Annotated in this window: 15 protein-coding genes; 9 read left to right on the forward strand and 6 right to left on the reverse strand. The window is 67.7% G+C overall.

Features of this window, described 5'->3' with window-relative positions:
- Positions 1–2: 2 nt before the first annotated feature.
- Genes BBA01S_RS10445 through BBA01S_RS10465 form a run of 5 tightly spaced genes read left to right on the forward strand, consistent with a single transcriptional unit; the run spans position 3 to position 6,641 of the window.
- Positions 3–1,313 (forward strand): glycosyltransferase, encoded by a 1,311-nt coding sequence (locus BBA01S_RS10445; protein ID WP_027816381.1) that lies wholly within the window; start codon positions 3–5, stop codon positions 1,311–1,313.
- Complete coding sequence (locus BBA01S_RS10450; protein WP_027816382.1) at positions 1,310–2,881, forward strand: DHA2 family efflux MFS transporter permease subunit; 1,572 nt, start codon at positions 1,310–1,312, stop codon at positions 2,879–2,881. Before BBA01S_RS10445 ends, BBA01S_RS10450 begins: the two co-directional genes overlap by 4 nt.
- A 30-nt stretch (positions 2,882–2,911) precedes the next feature.
- Complete coding sequence (locus tag BBA01S_RS10455) at positions 2,912–3,868, forward strand: glycosyltransferase family 2 protein (RefSeq protein ID WP_027816383.1); 957 nt, start codon at positions 2,912–2,914, stop codon at positions 3,866–3,868.
- Entirely contained in the window at positions 3,865–5,445 is a 1,581-nt protein-coding gene (locus BBA01S_RS10460; RefSeq protein WP_027816384.1) for an efflux transporter outer membrane subunit, read from the forward strand. The genes BBA01S_RS10455 and BBA01S_RS10460 overlap by 4 nt, the downstream gene beginning before the upstream one ends.
- Positions 5,445–6,641: an efflux RND transporter periplasmic adaptor subunit gene (locus BBA01S_RS10465; protein ID WP_027816385.1), complete on the forward strand. Its 1,197-nt coding sequence runs from the start codon at positions 5,445–5,447 to the stop codon at positions 6,639–6,641. The genes BBA01S_RS10460 and BBA01S_RS10465 overlap by 1 nt, the downstream gene beginning before the upstream one ends.
- Before the next feature lie 15 nt (positions 6,642–6,656).
- Here BBA01S_RS10465 and BBA01S_RS10470 read toward each other — a convergent pair whose 3' ends face one another.
- Positions 6,657–7,589 (reverse strand): LysR family transcriptional regulator, encoded by a 933-nt coding sequence (locus tag BBA01S_RS10470; RefSeq protein WP_027816386.1) that lies wholly within the window; start codon positions 7,587–7,589, stop codon positions 6,657–6,659.
- Between the two features lie 148 nt (positions 7,590–7,737).
- Here BBA01S_RS10470 and BBA01S_RS10475 point away from each other — a divergent pair, with 148 nt between their 5' ends.
- From BBA01S_RS10475 to BBA01S_RS40825, 3 genes are all read left to right on the forward strand, one after another.
- Positions 7,738–8,601 carry an NmrA family NAD(P)-binding protein gene (locus BBA01S_RS10475; RefSeq protein ID WP_027816387.1) on the forward strand — a complete coding sequence of 288 codons (864 nt, stop codon included), beginning with the start codon at positions 7,738–7,740 and terminating at the stop codon, positions 8,599–8,601.
- A gap of 228 nt (positions 8,602–8,829) precedes the next feature.
- Positions 8,830–9,939 carry an OpgC domain-containing protein gene (gene opgC / locus BBA01S_RS10480; protein ID WP_027816388.1) on the forward strand — a complete coding sequence of 370 codons (1,110 nt, stop codon included), beginning with the start codon at positions 8,830–8,832 and terminating at the stop codon, positions 9,937–9,939.
- Positions 9,936–11,612 (forward strand): tannase/feruloyl esterase family alpha/beta hydrolase, encoded by a 1,677-nt coding sequence (locus tag BBA01S_RS40825; RefSeq protein WP_084162046.1) that lies wholly within the window; start codon positions 9,936–9,938, stop codon positions 11,610–11,612. Before opgC ends, BBA01S_RS40825 begins: the two co-directional genes overlap by 4 nt.
- Here BBA01S_RS40825 and BBA01S_RS10490 read toward each other — a convergent pair.
- Genes BBA01S_RS10490 through BBA01S_RS10510 form a run of 5 tightly spaced genes read right to left on the reverse strand, consistent with a single transcriptional unit; the run spans position 11,569 to position 15,662 of the window.
- Positions 11,569–12,402 carry an alpha/beta fold hydrolase gene (locus BBA01S_RS10490; protein WP_027816389.1) on the reverse strand — a complete coding sequence of 278 codons (834 nt, stop codon included), beginning with the start codon at positions 12,400–12,402 and terminating at the stop codon, positions 11,569–11,571. The two genes, BBA01S_RS40825 and BBA01S_RS10490, sit on opposite strands and share 44 nt — an antisense overlap.
- Before the next feature lie 12 nt (positions 12,403–12,414).
- Positions 12,415–13,629 (reverse strand): pyridoxal phosphate-dependent aminotransferase, encoded by a 1,215-nt coding sequence (locus tag BBA01S_RS10495; protein ID WP_027816390.1) that lies wholly within the window; start codon positions 13,627–13,629, stop codon positions 12,415–12,417.
- 11 nt (positions 13,630–13,640) lie between these two features.
- Positions 13,641–14,282, reverse strand: a complete 642-nt coding sequence (locus BBA01S_RS10500; protein WP_027816391.1) for an RraA family protein — start codon at positions 14,280–14,282, stop codon at positions 13,641–13,643.
- Complete coding sequence (locus BBA01S_RS10505) at positions 14,282–14,971, reverse strand: RraA family protein (RefSeq protein ID WP_245641464.1); 690 nt, start codon at positions 14,969–14,971, stop codon at positions 14,282–14,284. The genes BBA01S_RS10500 and BBA01S_RS10505 overlap by 1 nt, the downstream gene beginning before the upstream one ends.
- A 16-nt stretch (positions 14,972–14,987) precedes the next feature.
- The gene (locus tag BBA01S_RS10510; RefSeq protein WP_027816393.1) at positions 14,988–15,662 is read right to left on the reverse strand and encodes an RraA family protein; all 675 of its coding nucleotides are present in this window, start codon (positions 15,660–15,662) and stop codon (positions 14,988–14,990) included.
- Between the two features lie 138 nt (positions 15,663–15,800).
- Here BBA01S_RS10510 and BBA01S_RS10515 point away from each other — a divergent pair, with 138 nt between their 5' ends.
- Positions 15,801–16,718 carry a LysR substrate-binding domain-containing protein gene (locus BBA01S_RS10515; RefSeq protein ID WP_027816394.1) on the forward strand — a complete coding sequence of 306 codons (918 nt, stop codon included), beginning with the start codon at positions 15,801–15,803 and terminating at the stop codon, positions 16,716–16,718.
- Positions 16,719–16,723 lie beyond the last annotated feature (5 nt).

Genomic DNA, 16,723 nt, shown 5'->3' on the forward strand with positions numbered 1-16,723 from the left:
CGATGGCACAGATCATCATTACGGCGATCGGCTCGGCGGGCGACGTGCACCCGCTGCTCGGCGTGGGCCGCACGCTTGCCGCGCGCGGCCATCGCATCGTGTTCTGCACGCACCCGCCGTTCGACGCGGCCGTGCAGCGCGAGGGCTTCGCCTTCGTCCCGATCGGTCGCGCCGAAGACTACGCGGCGGCGCTCGCCAATCCGGCGCTCTGGCATCCCCGCACCTCGTTCAAGACGCTGTGGGCCCTGATCGCGCCCGTGCTGCAACCGCACTACGAAGCGCTCGACGCGCTGCGCGGCCCGGACACGGTGCTCGTCGGCACGCTCTGGGCGTTTTCCGCGCGCCTGATGCAGGAACGCCACGGCACGCCCTATGTGTCCGTGCAGGTCTCGCCGTCGACCTTGCTCTCCGCGCATGCGCCGCCCGCGCACAAGCGCCTTACGATTCCGCGCGGTCTGCCGTTGCCGCTCAAGAGCGCGCTCATGACGCTGATCGAGCGCGCCGTGCTCGACGCCGTGTGCGGGCCGCACCTGAACGCGTTGCGCGCGGCCCTCGCGCTGCCGCCCGCCACGCGCATCCTCGGCCGCTGGCTGCACTCCACCGACGGCGTGCTGTGCCTGTTCCCCGACTGGTTCGCGGCCCCGCAGCCCGACTGGCCCGCACAACTCCGGCAAAGCGGCTTTCCGCTCTTCAACGATCTCGACGACGGCCAGCCTGACGCCGAACTCGAAGCCTTCCTTGCAGCCGGCGAGCCACCCGTGGTCTTCACCGCGGGATCGACGCTCGTGGACAGTGGACACTATGCGCGCGCCGTGTTGCACGCATTGCGCGCGACCGGCGCGCGCGGCCTGCTATTGGGTTCCGACGCAGCATCCAACGACGCGCAACGCGGCCGCGACATGCCTCGCCAACGCCTGCTGCAACGCCGCTACGTGCCGATGCGCGCCCTGCTGCCGCGCTGCCGCGCGCTGGTGCATCACGGCGGCATCGGCACGGCGTCGCTGGCGTTCGAAGCGGGCATTCCGCAACTCGTCACGCCGTTCGCGCACGACCAGTTCGACAACGCGCAGCGCGTGGCCGACGCCGGTTGCGGCGTGCGCCTCGACGCGCCGATCAAGGATGCCACACTGGCCCACGCCCTTGCGCGCGTGCTGCACGATCCGCGCATCGCCACCCGTTGCGCGCAGGTGCGCGCCAGGCTCGCCGCCTCGCGCGACGGATGCGCCGACGCAGCCAGCTTCATCGAGCGCTTCATACCGCCCGCCACGTCGAGCGCCGTGCACGCACAACCAACGAAGGCGGTGACGGCATGAGCGCCGCCTCGCCGTTCACGCTGCCCGACGCACACGCCACGACGGCGCCCAAAGGCGCGCGCCTCGCGCTGCTCACCTTCGCGCTGTCGCTCGCGACCTTCATCGAAGTGCTCGACTCCACCGTCACGAACGTAGCCGTGCCCGCGATCTCCGGCAGCCTGGGCGTGGCGAACAGCCAGGGCACGTGGGTCATCAGCTCGTACTCGGTAGCCGCCGCGATTGCCGTGCCGCTCACGGGCTGGCTCGCGCGCAGCCTTGGCGAAACGCGGCTATTCGTGGGCGCGGTGCTGCTGTTCACGCTCACTTCACTGATGTGCGCGCTCGCCGCCGATCTCCATGTGCTCGTCGCCTGCCGCGCGCTGCAAGGACTTTGCTCCGGCCCGATGGTGCCGCTCTCGCAGACCATCCTGCTGCGCTCGTTCCCGCCCACGAGGCGCACGCTTGCGCTCGCGCTATGGGGCATGACCGTCCTGCTCGCGCCGATCTTCGGCCCTGTCGTGGGCGGCTACCTGATCGATGCGTTCTCGTGGGAATGGATCTTCCTCATCAACCTGCCGATCGGTCTCTTTTCATTCGTTGTCTGCGCAACCATGCTGCGCATGGAGGCGCCCCGGAAACAACACGGCGAACGCATCCCCGTCGATATCATCGGCATCGCGCTGCTCGTGGTCGGCGTGGGCGCATTGCAGGCGATGCTCGACCTAGGCCACGACGCGGGCTGGTTCGACTCCACGTTGATCGTCACGCTCGCCATCGTCGCCGTGCTCGCGCTCGTCTCGCTGCTGCTCTGGGAAGCGGGCGAAGCGCAGCCCGTCATCGACCTGAGCCTCTTTCGCGACCGCACGTTCTCGTTCTGCGTGCTCATCATCTCGCTTGGCATGGCGAGTTTTTCGGTGGTGGGCGTGGTGTTTCCGCTCTGGCTCCAGGCCGTGATGGGCTACGACGCCTTTCACGCGGGACTCGCGACCGCGCCGCTCGGCATACTCGCGCTGGTGTTCTCGATCCTCGTGGGCCTCTACGCGCATCGTTTCGACGCGCGCGTGCTCGCAACCTTCGGCTTTCTCGTGTTCGCCGCCGTGCTCTGGTGGGACACGCATTTCACGCTGACGATGACGTTCACGCAGATCGTCACGCCCGGCCTGGTTCAGGGCATCGGCCTGCCCTGCTTTTTCATTCCGCTCACGGCGGCCACGCTGTCGCGCGTGCCCGACCACCAGCTTGCAGCGGCATCGAGCCTGTCCAATTTCCTGCGCACGCTCGCCGCCGCATTCGGCACCGCGATGAGCGTGACGCTCTGGGAGCATCGCGCGACGTTCCACTACGCCACGCTCGCGCAATCGGTGACGAAGGAATCAGGCGGCACGCAGCAGGTCGTGACCACGCTGCACGCGATGGGCGTGAGCGGCGTGCGCGAACTCGGCGCGCTGCATCAGGTGACGATGCAGCAGGCCTACATGATGGCGACGAGCGACATGTTCTTCATGGCGTGCGTCACCTGCGTCGTGCTTGCCGCGCTGATGTGGCTCACGCGTCCCAGACGCGGCGCCGCCATGACGCCCGGACATTGACGCCATAACGACAAGAGAGGAAACCACGCGATGCGGCCAGCAGCCCTTGTCATTCTCTATTACCCGAGCAGCGAGCAGCTCGCGCGGCTGGCCGCCTTGCGCGATGCCTGCGACGCGCTCGTTGTCGTGGATAACACCCCACGCGCCGATGCCGACGCCCTCGAAGCCGCCCGACGCGACGGCTACACGCTGATACATCATGGCAATCGCGGCGGCATTGCAGGCGCGTATAACGCGGGGCTCGCGCATCTGTTCGCGTTGTCCCCCAGGATCGACGCGGTCGCTCTGTTCGATCAGGACTCGGTCGTGCCGCACGCCTATTTCCCGGCGATGCGCGCATTCGGCGCGCGTCTGGCCGGGCGCGCCTTTATCGCCGGGCCGCGCATCTTCGACGAGAACGACGGACGCTTCCTGCCCGAACTCGCGACCAATGGCATCGGCGTGCGCCGCCTGGAAGTGAACATGAGCGCGGCGGCCGCCTCGCCGCCGGTGCGCTGTGCGTTCCTGATTTCGTCGGGCAGCTTCGTATCGCGCGAGGCCTACGCGACGCTCGGCCGCTTCGACGAGGCGCTCTTCATCGATCATGTCGATACCGAATACTGTTTTCGCGCGCTCGCGCGCAACGTGCCGCTCTACCTGGTGCCTACGCTGGTGTTGCGCCATCGCATCGGCGCGAAGGCACGGCGACGCATCGGCCCACTCGACATGTCGACCATGAATCATCCGTGGACGCGCCGCTATTACAGCGCGCGCAACGCCATGCAAATCGCGATCCTCTATGGCCCGCGCTTTCCGGTCGCGCTGGTGCCGAACCTGCTGACGCTCTGGCAGATCGTCCAGGTCGTCGTCGGTGAACAGGACAAGCGCGCCAAGCTCAAGGGCATTCTTTACGGTCTGTTCGACGGCTTGCTGGGGCGCCTTGGGCCCATCGACGCCGACCACCCACGCTGGGCCACGCGCGTGAGCGCGCAGGAGCGGCGCGGATGAGCACGCTCACGATCGCTCGCCTCAGCCGCATTCTCCGCGTTCTTGCGCTCTGCGCCGCGACGTTGCTCGCCTGCGGCTGTGCGCCGACCATCGCGCCAGCCTTGCAGCCGCACGCACCCGATGCGAACGCGCTCTCGCGCACGCTCGCCGATACGCCCCAATCCGCCAGCGCCAACGCGTGGCCTGCGCCCGACTGGGTGCGCCAGTTCGGCGATCCGCAGCTCGACCAGCTGGTCGCCGAAGCCTACGCGCACAACCCCGACCTGCAGGTCGCGAAAGCGCGCATCGGCATAGCGCAGTCGCAGTTGCAGCAGTTCTCGTCGCTCACGGGCCTCACGGCCACGGCCGGTGCGAGCGTCAACAAGGCGCGCATGCCGCAATCGGATGGCGTCGCCAACGTCTCGGCCAACGGCTATGAGGTGCCGGTTCAACTGTTTGGCAATCCTGTTCAGTCGCCGTCGTCGATCTTCCTCGGGCTCGACTATCAACTCGATCTCTGGGGCCGCAACGCGGCGGCCACGCGCGGGCTGCTGTCGCTGCGCGACGCCGCGCGCGTCGATGCGGAGCAGGCGCGTCTCACGCTTGCCGTCGCCATCGTCTCGCTCTATTGCGATCTCGACCAGGCTTATGCGCTGCACGACCTCCTGATCGAGAAACGCGACGCGAGCGACCAGATCACCGCCGTGCTGCGCGAGCGCGCCGCGCGCGGCATCGACAACGGCTACGACGCCGACGACGCAGCCGTGCGCCGCAACAAGCTCATCGCGCAGATCGAACTGGCCGACGAGCGCGTCCGCCTCGCGCAACTGCAACTGGGCGTGCTCTCGGGCGGCGGCCCCGAGCGCGGCCTCACGCTCGCGCGCCCGCGTCCCGCCAATCTGTCGAGCCTCGCCGACCAGCCGCTGCCCGCGCGCCTGTCCGCCGACCTGCTTGGGCGCCGCCCCGATATCGTGGCCGCGCGCCTGCGGGTGGAAGCCGCGTATGCGGCCATCGACGGCACGCGCGCGGAGTTCTATCCCGACGTGAACCTCGTGGGCTTCGCGGGCCTGCTCGCGCTCACGCCCGGTGCGATGTTCTCGCGCCAGGCGCTGGCGGGATCGGTCGGCCCCGCTGTGTCGCTGCCGATCTTCGATCGGGGCCGCCTCAAGGCGAAGCTGTCGGGCGACGCCGCCAGCGCCGACGTCGCCATCGGCCTCTACAACAAGACCATCGATGCGGCGCTGGGCGACGTTGCGCGCACGCTCGTCTCGCTCTCGACCGTGGATCGCCTCGTGAGCGGCGAGCGCGACGCCGCCGATGCCGCGCAGCGCTATGTCTCGATCGCCGAGGAGCGGCACCGGCGCGGCCTGCTGATGCAAAAGGACGTCAACACGGCCAAGCTCACGCTCTACGACGAGCGCGCGCAGCTGATCGACCTGCAGGCGCAGCAACGCACGCTGCGCGTGGCGCTGATCGGCGCGCTGGGTGGCGGCTTCGACGAGCGCACGCTGCCGGGGCCGGCGATTTCGCGTTTCGATGTCGCGTTCCCTTCACACGATCGACTCACCGATCGACTCACCACAGCGCGTTCCAACTAATGCACCACGACCACGCCAACCTGCACCCCGATCCGGCCACGCTCGCCGCGAACGCCGCCCTGCTGGAGCGCAAGCGCGCGACGCGGCGGCGGCGCTTTGCGATCTTCGGCACGGTGGCCGCCGTCACCGCGCTCGCCGCGGCCGCTTACTGGTACACCGCCGCGCGCTTTCGCGAGGACACCGACGACGCTTACGTCGCCGGCAACGTCGTGCAGATCGCCGCACAGACGGCGGGCACCGTGATCGACGTCGTCGCCGCCGATACGCAGCGCGTGCGCGCGGGCCAGGCGCTCGTGCAGCTCGACGACGCCGAGGCGTCGGTGGCGCTCGCGCAGGCCAGGGCGCAGCTCGCGCAGGCGGTGCGCCAGGCCGCCAACGCACGCTATTCGGCAACCATGTACGCCGAAGCGGTCAAGGCGCGGCAAGCCGATCTCGACCTCGCGCAACATGCGCTGGCCGCGCGCGACCATGCGCCGGTCGAAGTCGTGTCGCCCGAGGAACTGGCCCGCGCGCGCGCCGCCGTGGCGGGTGCGCAGGCGCAGCTAGGCGCGGCGCAGGCGCAACTCGACTCGGCGCGTGCACTCGGCAGCCGCCTCGCCGTGGAGGACAATCCGGGCGTGATTCAGGCGGTCGCGCAATTCAAGCTTGCGTGGCGCAATCTCAAGCGCACCACCATCGTCGCGCCCATCGACGGCGTGGTCGGCCAACGCACCGTGCAGGTCGGGCAGCAGGTCGGGCCGGGCCTCACGCTGATGTCGGTCGTGCAGCTGCATGGCCTGTGGGTCGAAGCGAACTTCAAGGAAGGCCAGATCCGCAACATGCGCGTGGGCCAGCCCGTAACTATTAATTCGGATATCTACGGATCGAAGGTGAATTATCGCGGGCGCGTGGAAGGGTTCTCGGCGGGCACGGGCAGTGCGTTTTCGATGCTGCCGCCGCAGAACGCCGCGGGCAACTGGATCAAGGTCGTGCAACGCGTGCCCGTCGTCATCGCCATCGAGCCGGACGACCTTGCCGCGCATCCCCTGCGTATCGGTCTGTCGATGCGGGTGCGGGTCGATACGCATGAACGCGACGGCCACATGCTCGATTCGGACACGCCGCTTGCCGCGCTCGCCACACGCGTGCACGACGGCCTGGCAAGCGAAGCGCAAGCAGCGGCGGACAAGGTGATCCGGGACAACCGGGGCAGCTAGCGTGGGCCCGCGCCCTCAGTACCACGGCACGTCCGTCACCTGCGCGCCCGTGATCTTCACGATGAACGCCAGGAACGCCGTCACTTTCGCCGACGGGTGCCGCCGCGACGGATACAGCGCATAGAGCGGAAAGCGTTCGTCGGGCCAGTCGGGAAAGAGATCGACGAGCTTGCCGCTTTCGACGAGCGGCTGCGTGCCCAGCGCCATGATCTGCGCGATGCCATGTCCCGCGAGACACGCGCCGTGCATCGTCGATACGTCGTTCACCGTGAGCCGCCCGCGCGCGGCAATCACGACCTTCCTGCGCGGCCGGTGAAACTCCCACACGAACGGCCGCCCCGTTAGCGGCTCGCGAAACTGGATGCACTCGTGCGGCGCGCATTCGAGATCGGCAGGCTTGAGCGGCCTGCCGTGCTTCTTCAGGTAGCATGGCGAGGCGGCGGTCACGATGCGCGTGTCCAGCAGCTTGCGCGCCACCAGCGTCGACGGGCGCGGCTCGCCGAAACGCACGGCCAGGTCGAAGCCGTCGGCAACCATGTCGCCCAGGTCGTCGCGCGTGATGAGATCGAGGTCGAGATCGGGGTAGCGCTCGACAAACTGGCCGATACGCGGGCTCAGCACGATCTTCGAGAAGAACGGGTCGACGTTCACACGCAAGCGCCCGCGCACGGCGCTCGCGCCGCCTGCCGCCGATGCCGCCGCCTGCTCCAGTCCTTCGAGCAGCGGCACCACCTGTTCGTAGAGCCGCCGCCCTTCGTCCGTGAGCGTGACGGTGTGCGTCGTGCGGTCGAACAGCCGGATGCCCAGCCTCGCCTCCAGCCGCGCCACCGCCCGGCTCACGCCCGATTGCGACATATCGAGGCGCTCGGCTGCGCCCGCGAAACTGCCGCTATCGGCGATGGCCGTCAGCACGCCCATGCCGTTGAGAATGCGTTCGTCGAAAGCCATGATGATGTCCTCGTGCACTGGCCAGCGTTCCGGTCATGCCATTGTGTCATGAATCAAATGCCATTCATGTCATGGATTGCCGTGCTGGCAACGCCCAGAATCCGTTGCGTCGATACCTTTTCTTCAATCCTCGTAGCGGAGCAGGCAGATGTTTGCAATCACCGGCATGACAGGTCAAGTGGGCGGCGCACTCGCGCAAGCGCTCATCGAACAGCGACAGGCAGTGCGCGCCGTGGTGCGCAATGCACAAAAAGCGTCCACGTGGGCGGCGCGCGGCTGCGAGATCGCCGTCGCGGAAATGAGTGACAGCACGGCGCTGCGCCGTGCTTTCGAAGGCACGCAGGGCGTGTTCGTGCTGCTGCCGCCCGTGTTCGATCCCTCACCCGATTTCGCCGAATCGAAGCGCAACATCGCCGCGTTGCGCTACGCGCTCGCGCAAGCGCAGCCGCAACGCGTGGTCGTGCTTTCCACCATCGGCGCACAGGCGAGCCAGCCGAACCTGCTCAACCAGCTTGGCCTCATGGAGCAGGCGCTAGGCACGCTGCCCATGCCCGTCGCGTTCCTGCGCGCGGCGTGGTTCTTCGAGAACGCCGCGTGGGACGTGGCGTCGGCGCGCGACCAGGGCACGATAGAAAGCTATTTGCAGCCGCTCGACAAACCGGTGCCGATGGTCTCGACCGTCGATATCGGCCAGCTTGCAGCGCGCCTGTTGCAGGAGACATGGTCAGGCGTGCGCGTGGTGGAGCTGGAAGGCCCGCGCCGCGTGACGCCCCACGACATCGCCGCCGCGTTTGCCCTGGCGCTTCATCGGCCTGTGCAGGCACGCGCCGTGCCGCGCGAACAATGGGAAGCGCTGTTCCGCGCACAGGGCATGAACCACCCTGCGCCGCGCATGCAGATGCTCGACGGCTTCAACGAAGGCTGGATCGAATTCGAGTCGCCCGCCGATACGCTCAAAGGTCGCGTCACCCTCGAACAAGCCATCGCCGCACTCGTCGAACGCAGCGCCTGATTGCGCGTTGGCGCAGCTTCGCGCGTCGAAACTGGCGCGTCACTGGCCTCGACATGGCGCGCCCGTCATCTACGCGTCTTTATGCTTTTCCAGCGGATTTCGCAGGGAACGTTGCTGGCCTGAATCGCTCGTAGGGGCATGGGCGGCGTGGCGCACGTCGCGCTCCATACCTTTCATCGAGCGATCGTCCAACTTGCAAAGTGCGATCGCGATGCTGGCGAGGGACACATGCAAGCGCGTCAGGGACGTTCCATCGAAGTCGATTTTTTCCGCGGTATCGTGCTCATCGTGATCGTGCTCGATCACATTCCCGGCAGCGCGCTTTCGCACGTCATGTTGCACGCCTATGCGCTGTGCGATTCCGCCGAAGTGTTTGTGTTTCTGGGCGGCTATGCATCGGCGGCGGCTTTCATGGCCGTGCATGCACATCGCGGCGTCAGCGCCGCAAAGCAGCGGTTTTTACGGCGCAGCTGGGAGATCTATCGCGCGTACCTGCTGACCGCCGTGCTCACGCTGCTGACGGGCGCGCTGCTTGCTGTGCTCCACCTCAATCCGCTCGCTGCCGACCTGAGCGGCTGGGCGCCGTTCGCACTGCATCCGTTCCGGGAGACGCTCAATGTGCTCACGCTCGCGCGCCAGCCCTACCTGTCGAGCGTGTTGCCGATGTATGTCATATTCGCGTTGTGCGTGCCGGCGACCGTGCCGCTCGCACGCCGCGCGCCCCTGCCGACGCTGGCCGCAAGCCTGCTGGTCTGGGTGTTCGCGCCGCAGCTTGCCGCGCTCTTCAGCGCGAACCATGTCGCCGACTGGTCGTTCAATCCGTTCGCGTGGCAGTTGATGTTCGTGTTCGGCATGTTGTGCCGCCTGCACCCCCTGCCCGCCGACTTCAAGGCGTCGCAGGCCGCGCGCTGGCTCGTGCGGCTCGCCTTTGCGGCCGTAGCGGCGTTCGCAGCGGTTAAACTGCTCGTCCTGACTCAACCCTTGCCTGGAGCCATGAAACAGCATCTGGCGTTCGCCCGCGTCGTCAACTTCATCGTGATCGCGATGGTGGCGGCGTATTTCGTGCATCGCGGCACGGTCGCGCGCCTCGCCGCGTGGCTGCCGTCGGTGGTCACGGTCGGGCGCACGGGCCTCGTGTGCTTCGTCGGCGGCACGCTGATTTCGGTGGCCGTCGATACCGCGACACCCCACGCGCTGCACGGCGCGGCGGCCTTCGCGGCAGGGCTCGCGGGCGACATCGTGGCGATTGCCGCCACGCTGATGCTCGCGCGCACCTGGCGCGGCGTGACCAACCGGCAGAAAGCGCGCGCCGCCGTCAACGGCGCTGGGTACGGATGAGCCGGGGCCTCGCGCGCAGCTTTGCCTGCTGGAAATCGGGCCGTTACGCGACGTGCCTTCTGGCGTTCGTCCTGAGCGCGCCGGTTCACGCCCAGCGCACGCCCGCCTTGCCGCTCCACTGCACTGACCTGGCGGGCCTGCTGCTGCCGCCCGAGGCCATCGCCGTGCCCACGGGCGGCGCGCTCGTGCAGAGCGCCGTCATGATCGCGGCGACCGCCATCGGCAACCAGGACGGCGACTTTTGCCGCCTGACCGGCGTGATCCGCCCGCAGACCTCGGGCACGCCCGACATCCATTTCGAGCTGAACCTGCCGAGCCGCTGGAACGGCCGCGCGGTGCAGTTCGGCGGCGGCGGCTACAACGGCGTGGTCGTCACCGGCACCGGGCCGACGCCGTTCTCGCCCGACCGCGCCCCGCTCGCGCGCGGCTACGCCACCTTCGGCGACGACTCGGGCCATCGCGGCGATTCCTCGCAGGCCAACTTCGGCCTGCTCGACGAGGCCGTGACCAACTTCGGCTACCTGCACCTGAAGAAAGTGCATGACGTGGCGCTCGCGCTGATCGAGCAAGGCTACGGCCGCGCGCCGGAGCACATGTATTTCGCGGGCGGATCGACGGGCGGGCGCGAGGGCTACACCGTGATCCAGCGCTATCCCGACGATTACGACGGCGTGGTCGCCAATGCGCCCGCCCTGAATTTTTCCGGCGTGCGCCTGCTGGGCGTGATGGTGGGCCAAAGCGAATACCGCACACCGGGCGGCTACCTGTCGCCGCAACTGCTGGAGCACGTCTACGAGCGCACGATGCAGGTGTGCGACGCGCTCGACGGCGCCGCCGACGGCATCATCAGCGACGTCGAAGGCTGCCGCGCCAGGGAAGCCGAGATCGTCGAATCGCTGCGCTGCCCCGCGCACGAAGCAGGCGGCGTCGTCGCCGCCGACGAATGCGTGACGCCCGCGCAGCTTGCGACGCTCGAACGCCTGCGCGACGGCCTGCGCCTGCCCTATCCGCTCGCCTGGAACGCAGACCGCTATCGCGGCTACAACGTGTTCCAGGGCGTGCGCTTCACGAGCCTGCTCGGCCTTGCGCATTCGCCCGAGCGCCTGCCGCAGCCTGCCTTCGTCGCCAACGGCTATCTGTTCGCACAGGGCGATGCGTACATCAAGTACTTCGTCACGCACGACCCGACCTTCGACGCGAGCAGCTTCGACGTGACGCGTCCGGGCCGCTATCAGCAGCGCCTGTACACGCTTTCCACGACGATCGGCGCGATGAACCCCGATATCTCGCGTTTTCTCGCGCGCGGCGGCAAGCTCATCACGCTGCAAGGTCTCGCCGATGAAGTCATCAGCCCGAACCAGACCATCGCCTATTACAACGGCCTGATTGCGCGTTACGGCGACGAGCGCGTGGACGACTTCATGCGCCTCTACATGGTGCCGGGCTTCCAGCACGGCAATGGCGTGTTCATTCCGTCGGTCGACCTGCTCGGTGCGCTCGATGGCTGGGTTTCGCACGGCGTCGCGCCGCAAACCCTGGTCGCCACCGATATCGCGCAACCGACCAACGGGCGCACGCGCCCGCTGTGCCGCTATCCCGCGTTCCCGCGCTACCTGGGCAAGGGCAACATCAACCGCGCGTCGAACTTCGAATGCGCGACGCCGACGCCGTGAAGAACGCCGCGATGGCCTGCCACATCGCCACGGGATTCGAGTACATCGGGAAATGGCCGCAGTCCTCGATCTGCGCCAGCGCAACACCTTGCGCGCGCAACGAATCCAGATAGGACAGCGTGGCGTTCTGCGCGCCATACATGAACAGACGCGGACACGGCAGACCCAGGAACTTGCCCATCAAATCGCCATGATCGGACAGCTCGACCATCGAGCGGAAGATCGGCCCCACGGCTTGCGCGCGCACCTTGTGGCGCAGGCTGGCTGCGTAGAGCGCGCTGGCGTACGCCGGCGCGTGACGCGTGCGCGCGATGAAATCGTCGAAGAAGTGTTCGTCGCTTGCACGCGCATGATCGACGATCTGGCGGCTGAGAAAGCAGTCCTCGGGCGCAATGTTGCCTTCGATATCGACAAAGCTGAGCACGCGCTGCGGATGCCGGTGCGCCAGCATCAACGCCGTCAGGCCGCCCATCGAATGGCCGACCAGATGAAAGCGTTCGAAGCCCGCATGGTCGATCATCGCCAGCGCCGTCTCCACCAGAAACGCAATGTCGATGCGCGCGAGATCGGCGCAATGCGTTGCGCCGCAACCCGGTGCGTCGCAGGCCAGAAACGCATGCCCGTCGAATTGCGCGTGGCGCACGATATCGGCGTAGTCCTCCTTGGTGGAGCCGAAGCCGTGCAGGAACACGATCGGCGCTTTGTCGCCGTCGCGATGGATCGCGCTCACCTCCAGCGCCGTGCCGTCAATCGTCAGCGCAATGCGCGCGTCCTTGAACTGCTGAACCATGATTGCCCTCCTTCAGGCTTCGAGCGTGCCGCAGAATTGCTGGATCGCCGCGCACGCGCGTAGAAGCGCAGCGTCGTCCAGCGCGTAGGCGATGCGGACATAGGGGCCGAGTCCGAACGCGCTGCCATGCACGGTCGCCACGCCCGCTTCGTCGAGCAAGGCATTGACCACGTCCTCGTCGCTGGCCAGACGTACGCCGCCGCGCGTCGTCTTGCCGAGCAACGCTGCGCATGACGCAAACGCATAGAACGCGCCTTGCGGCACATCGCAATGCAGGCCCGCTGCGTTCAACTGCGCGACCACGAGATCGCGGCGGCGCTGGAACACCGCGCGCGACTGCGCGATGAAGTCCTGCGGCCCGTCGAGCGCGGCCAGCGCGGCATGTTGCGAAATGCTCGACGCCCCCGAGGTTTGTTGTCCCTGCAACTTTTCCATTGCGTCGATAAGCCAGCGCGGCCCAGTCGCGAAACCGATGCGCCAGCCCGTCATCGCGTAGGCCTTGGAGACGCCGTTCATCGTCAGGACGCGTTCGCGCAGACGCGGCTCCACCTGCGCGAGCGTGAAGAAAGCCACGCCATCGAAAATCAGGTGCTCGTAGATATCGTCCGACAACACCAGCACGTCGGGATGCGCGAACAATACTTCGGCCAGCTCCTGGAGTTCCGCGCGGCTGTATACCGCGCCCGTAGGGTTGGAAGGCGAATTGAGGATCAGCCAGCGGGTACGCGGCGTAATGGCGGCCTGCAACGCGGCGGGCGTGAGCTTGAAGCCGCTTGCCGCATCGCACGGCACGATGACGGCCTGCGCGCCGCATAGCTGCACGATCTCCGGGTAGCTGACCCAGTAGGGCGCGGGCACGATCACTTCGTCGCCCACGTTCAGCGTGGCGGCCAGCGCGTTGAAGATCACCTGTTTGCCGCCGCTGCATACCAGCGTGTCGCGCCAGTCGACCTCCAGGCCGTTCTCGCGGCGGAATTTTGCGGCGATGGCCTCGCGCAGCGCGCGCAACCCGGCAACCTGCGTATAACGCGTGTGACCCGCGCGAATCGCGGCAATGCCCGCTTCGCCGATATGCGCTGGCGTATCGAAATCGGGTTCGCCCGCGCTCAGCGAGATCACCGGTTCGCCGCTTGCGCGGCGCGCCGCGACCCGGTCGATCACCTTGTAGGTGGCGGAAGGCTTCGCGGCGGCGAGAAATCGGTTCAGCGCCGGTTGGCTTGCACTCATGACGCGCTCCATCACGCGGCCCTCCACTGCGAAAGGCCGAGCAGATCCAGCGTGGTCTTGCCTTCGCGCAGGCGCTCCATGATGCCCGCCTCCTTGTCCGCGCGCGCCTGCCCACGGCTGAGCGTCGCCTGCACGAGCGCTGCGGGGATGACGAGTACGCCGTCGTCGTCAGCCACGACCAGGTCGCCTGCCGCGACCGGCGTGCCGGTGAAACTCAGCGGCTGCCCCACCGACGGCGCGCTGGCCTTGATCGTGCCGCGCATCGACACGCCGCGCGTGAACACCGGAAAGCGCCGCGCCGTGAGCGCCGCGATATCGCGCACGCCGCCGTCGATCACGAGGCCCGCGACGCCCGCCGCTTCGGCGGCCACGGTCAGCACTTCGCCCCAGTACCCGGCGACGAAGCCGCCCGTCGATACCACGAGCACGCTGCCGCGCGGCGCTTGCTCCATCGCAACGTGGATTGCGAGGTTGTCGCCCGGCGAACATTCAAGCGGATATGCGGGGCCCGCCACGCTCGCGCCCGGCCAGATGGAGCGGATTGCCGGATCGACGGAACTCGTCAGGATTCCGCATGATTCATGCAGCGTCGAAGTGCCGAGCCTGCACGCCTGCTCCAATAGCGCCGCGTCATAGTGTCGAATCGTAGCCATCAGGCTTTTCTCTGCAAATGGTGATAACCGAGCGCGGCGCGTGCCTCGCCCAACGTGCTGCCCTGTGCGATGGCATCGCGAATGCGCGCCTCGGTGGCCTCGATCGCGCGGGCGGTCTGCGCGACCTCCTCGGCCCGTGCTCGCGGCACGATCACGACGCCGTTCGCGTCGGCCACCACGATGTCACGCGCGGCCACGCGCACCGTGCCTATCCCGACCGTGGCGTTGACCGCTTCCACCTGCACGCGATCCTTGCCAGTGCGCATGAATCGCCCTCTGGTAAAGAGCGGATAGCGCTCGCCCAGCGCCTTCGTCACGTCGCGGCAGACGCCGTCGATCACCGTGCCCGCGATACCGCGCAGGCCCGCGTACTGGGTCATGATGTCGCCCCAGACCGTGCAATCGGTGCGGCCGTCGTTGTCGATCACGACGACGTCGCCCGGCGCGACCTCGTCGATGAAATCGCCAACTGTGCCCGGCGGCGTGCTAGCCGGTACGTACTTCACCGTGAAGGCCGGGCCGACGACCACGCGCGTATCGTCGGCGAGCGGCATGATGTCCAGCGCCTGGCCGTGCAGGCCGAGCTTGTCCAGCGCGTCGGAGACGCCTGGCGTGTCGAGTCCGTCGAACAGCGCGACCAGGTGCTGGTCTTCGGCGCTTTGTTTGGGCGGTTGCATAAGCGGTTGCATGAGCGCGCTCACTCCATCAAGAACGTTGAGCCTGCGGGGCCGCGATGGCCTCGAATTCCTTGTCGTGCATGACTTCGGCGACAGAGCGCCCGGCCCGCACGGCCGCGACCATGCCGTCCTGACGCCGCGCGATGCGTTCGCCCAGGTCGAGCACGGCTTCGATGCGCGCGGCAGGCACGAAGACCGTGCCGCAGCGGTCGGCGATCACGTAGTCGTCCTCATGCACGGTGACGCCCGCGACCTCGACCGCGCAGCCCGAGTCGAGCTGGATCACGCGGTTGCGCGCGCTGATCATCGTCACGCCGCGCCCATAGACGGGATAGCCCACCGCTTCGCTGCCCTCGATATCGCGGCTCATGCCGTCGATCACCGAGCCGCGAATGCGCCTTGCCGTGGCCGCGTTGGCGAGAATGTCGCCCCAGCACGAAATACCCTGCGCGCCGCCCGCGATCACCAGCACGCGGTCGTCCGTGGTGACGGCGTCGATGACCGGCGAAATCAGGTGGACGGTGGGCTGCGCGTCGCTCTTGGGGCCGAGCAGGATGGTGCTCGCGCGGCCCACGATCTTCGGGCAGTCCCACAGCGGCCGCAGGCCGAACGTCGCGCCAGCGAGGCCGAGAAAGTCGAGGGCATCGGACACGGTGTTCGTGTCCAGCGCCGCGAGGCGATCGAGCAAGGGGGTCGAGTTCATCGCGCTTGTTTCCGTGGATTTCCGTTGAAAAGTGCGACAATCCTCGCCTTGCGCCCCTGATATGTAAATTTCGCACTTCGTATCTGCGTGATACGAAATCCGGAACAGGCGCTTTCTCCGCTCGCCAGGCAGACGACCATGAACCAGACCATCGATTTCCGGCTGATCCGCCAGCTCTGGATGTTTCTCGCCGTCGCGGAGGAACAGCACTTCGGACGCGCCGCACAGCGGCTGAACATGTCCCAGCCGCCGCTCACCGAGCAGATCAAGGTGCTCGAACAGTCGCTCAAGCTGCAACTGTTCATTCGCTCGCGCCAGGGCACGCAGCTCAGCCCCGCGGGCGCCGCGATCCTGCCCGCCGTGCGGCAGTTCGCGGGCCAGGTGGAGCGGCTGGAGCGCGTGGTGCGCGAGGTGGCGGCCGGGCAGACCGGCGTGCTGCATGTGGGGGCGATCACGTCCGCGATGCTGGAGACGGTGCCGCCCGTGCTCGACGCGCTCAAGCGCGCGCATCCGGATCTGAGCGTGTTCGTGAAGGAAATCGACAGTGTGGACGCCGTGCCGCAACTGGAGGCGGGAGAGCTGGATCTCGCCTTCGTGCGGGTGGACGGCGAAGTAGGCGGCGCAATCGCGACGCTGCCGCTCGCCGAGGATCGCCTCGCCGTGGCGCTGCCGCGCGATCATGCGCTCGCGGCGTTGCCGCGCGTGCGGCTGCAGTCGCTGGCCGAAGAACAACTGGTGATGTCGTCGCGCCAGGTCAGCCCGGTCTATTTCGACATGCTCACCGCCGTGTGCCGCTCGCACGGGCTGACGCCGCGCGTCACGCACGAGGTGCGTTCGGTCACTTCGCAGATCGCCTATGTGGGCTGCGGGCAGGGCGTGGCGCTGGTGCCCGCGTCGATGCGACGGCTCGCGCCGGAAAACGTCGTCGTGCGGCCCCTGAAGGAAAAAGTCATGGTGGTGACGGCGGCATTGCTCTGGAATCCTGAACGTCACCATCCGATGGTGGATGAAGTGCTGGCTTTCGTGCGCAAGCGCAAGACCAGGCCCTCAGCCTGAGCGCC

Origin of the sequence: Paraburkholderia bannensis NBRC 103871 (assembly GCF_000685015.1) — a bacterium.
GTDB lineage: Bacteria > Pseudomonadota > Gammaproteobacteria > Burkholderiales > Burkholderiaceae > Paraburkholderia > Paraburkholderia bannensis.